The sequence below is a fragment of the Saccharothrix tamanrassetensis genome (assembly GCF_014203665.1).
In the GTDB taxonomy this organism is placed as follows: domain Bacteria; phylum Actinomycetota; class Actinomycetes; order Mycobacteriales; family Pseudonocardiaceae; genus Actinosynnema; species Actinosynnema tamanrassetense.
Genome location: NZ_JACHJN010000027.1, coordinates 1 through 2,424, shown reverse-complemented (window position 1 = coordinate 2,424; position 2,424 = coordinate 1). Strand labels below are relative to the sequence as shown.

The window sequence follows — 2,424 nt, the reverse complement described above, 5'->3', positions numbered from 1 at the left end:
CCGCTGACGCCCAGTCCGTCACCGCGTGCACGCTGAGGAGCATCCCGACCGTGCCCGCGACGAACGGCAGCTGCAGGCCAGTGACCCGGACCTCGCCTACCTGCCGACGCGGTGAACGACCTCAGACCCCGATGAACCAGCGACCGGAACCACTAGCAGTGGCCTAGGCACCGGCTCGGCCCGCGTCGACCCTGAGGCTCGACGGCAACGGCTGGTGCAGCCGGAAGGCCGGCACGCGGCGGGTGCGTGCCTCGCTCCGGTAGCGGCCCGGAGTCCGCCCGTGGGCACGGGTGAATGCGCGGGAGAACGCCGGCACCGACCCGTACCCGACGGCGGAGGCGATCGCCTCCAGGGAGTCGTGCGTGTCGCGCAAGCGGACCGCGGCCAAATCCATCCGCCAGTTCGCCAGGTACGCGGCTGGGGTCGCGCCGGTGGCCGCCGGGAACCGACGCGCGAGGGTCGCCCTGGAGACCGAGATGGCCGCCGCCAGCGTCGCCGTCGTCCACGGCGTCGCCGGGTCCTCGTGCAGGCATTCGAGCGCCTTGCCGACCACGGGGTCGTGGAGCGCGCCCAGCCACGTGCCGAGGCAGGCCGGGGGATCCTCGGCCAGCCAGGCTCGCAGCATCTGCACCAGCACCACGTCGACCAGGCTCTTGAGGACCGTCCGGGTGGCGATCTGCGGGTGGGCAAGCTCCCGGGCGAGCATGCGCACGGTGTCGTCCAGGCCGGTCGTGCCGGTCTCCGCCCGCACGTGCACGATGCCGGGCAGGATCGCCAGCACCTGCGTGAGCGCGGCCGGATCGCAGTCGTAGTGGATGGTCACGATCCGGGTGGTGGCCGGCGACGACCCGAGCCGGATCAGATCACCGTCGCCGCGCCCGCGGGCCGTGGCGTGCTCGCACCTGCCGGTCCCCTCCGGATCCCCAGGCTCGTCGCCGAGGCCGTGCGGGGTGCCGGCCGGAAGCAGCACGACGTCGTCGCTGGCCAGCTCCACCGGCTCGCTGCCCGGCACCGTGAGCCAGGCCCGGCCCGCGGTCACCGCGTGCAGGGCAGCCCCCGGATAGTCGTCCAGGACGACCGCCCAGCGACCGCCGGCCTCGATGCGGGTGCTCAGCGCCCCCTTGACGCCCGAGACGTCCAGCACGTCACTGAAGGGATCCACCGTGCCACGGTAGCTTCCTGCCAGAGGCTGAGGCAATTAATCAATATATTGCGAGATGTGAACATTGCTTGGCTCAGCATCCGATACATACGGTTCATGTCATGAACTATCACGACTGGACCGGCCTCACCGTCAACGTCGCCGATGGGGTCGCGACCGTGACCCTCGACCATCCGCCCCTCAACCTCATGGACGGCGTGCTGCTGCCCTCGCTGCGCGGGTTCGTGCGGCAGGTTCGCGACGACGCGGCCGTGCGCGTCATCGTGTTCCAGAGCGCCGACGAAGAGTTCTTCAGTGCGCACGGCGACATGGGCTACCTCACCGACCCGGACGCCCTGCCCGCTGCCACCCGCGCCGCGCTCGCCGCCGCGCCGGACACGCCGGTTCCGGACGGCCTGAACATCATCCAGGCGTTGGGCGTGGAGGTGCGCGCTCTTCCGCAGATCACCATCGGCAAGATCGCCGGCTTCGCGCGCGGCGCCGGCAACGAGTTCCTCATGTCCCTCGACATGAGGTTCGCGGCGATCGGCCGCTCGGGTCAGGCCCAGCCCGAGTCGCTGCTGGGCATCCTCCCCGGTGGCGGCGGCACGCTGAACACGACCCGCCTGGTCGGGCGGGCCCGGGCCCTGGAACTGGTCGTCGGCGGGCAGCTCGTGGACGCCGAGGTGGCCGAGCGGTACGGCCTGGTCAACCGCGCCCTGCCCGCCGCCGACCTGGACGCGTTCGTCGACGCCCTGGCACGCCGGATCGCACGCGTACGCCCCAAGGTCGTCGCCGAGATCAAGAGCACCGTCGACGCGGTGGCGCCGGGCATCCCGCACGAGGCGTACAAGGTGGAGAACGCCTCGCTGTACGCGCTGTTCAGCGACGAGGTCGTCGCCACCGCACGCCGGCAACTCGCCGCAGGCGTGCAGACCCGCGACGGCGAGCGGGACCTCGAAGGACTGCTCGACCGCATCGCCTAGTAGGACTTCGTTAGGTCGAGTGTTGGGGTGTGATCTTCTGGGGCGGTGAGGCCAGAGGAGATGGCGCTGGTTCGCCCGTCGCGACCAGCGGGGCAAGGGCGAATTGTACCTGCGTGGCCTGTTGTCGGACGGCAAGCGCAAGTCGATGCAGCCGATGGGCGAGCGCCTCGGGGTGGACCACCAGCGGCTCCAGCAGTTCGTCACCACTTCGACGTGGGATCACGTCGAAGTCCGGCGTCGGTTGGCGGTGTGGGCCCGGGACTTCGTGGATCCGGACGCGTTCGCGGTGGACGACAC

2 protein-coding genes and 1 pseudogene are annotated in these 2,424 nt (G+C 71.0%); 2 read left to right on the top strand and 1 reads right to left on the bottom strand.

Going from position 1 to position 2,424, the window contains the following annotated elements; translation table 11 throughout:
* Positions 1-163: 163 nt before the first annotated feature.
* Complete coding sequence (locus FHS29_RS36160; RefSeq protein WP_184699239.1) at positions 164-1,162, bottom strand: AraC family transcriptional regulator; 999 nt, start codon at positions 1,160-1,162, stop codon at positions 164-166.
* Positions 1,163-1,263: 101 nt separating this feature from the next.
* Here FHS29_RS36160 and FHS29_RS36155 point away from each other — a divergent pair, with 101 nt between their 5' ends.
* Together FHS29_RS36155 and FHS29_RS36150 are read left to right on the top strand one after the other, a co-directional pair.
* The gene (locus tag FHS29_RS36155) at positions 1,264-2,127 is read left to right on the top strand and encodes an enoyl-CoA hydratase/isomerase family protein (protein WP_184699237.1); all 864 of its coding nucleotides are present in this window, start codon (positions 1,264-1,266) and stop codon (positions 2,125-2,127) included.
* A 76-nt stretch (positions 2,128-2,203) separates the two neighbouring features.
* A pseudogene (locus FHS29_RS36150) lies at positions 2,204-2,424 on the top strand (transposase); the annotation flags it as partial.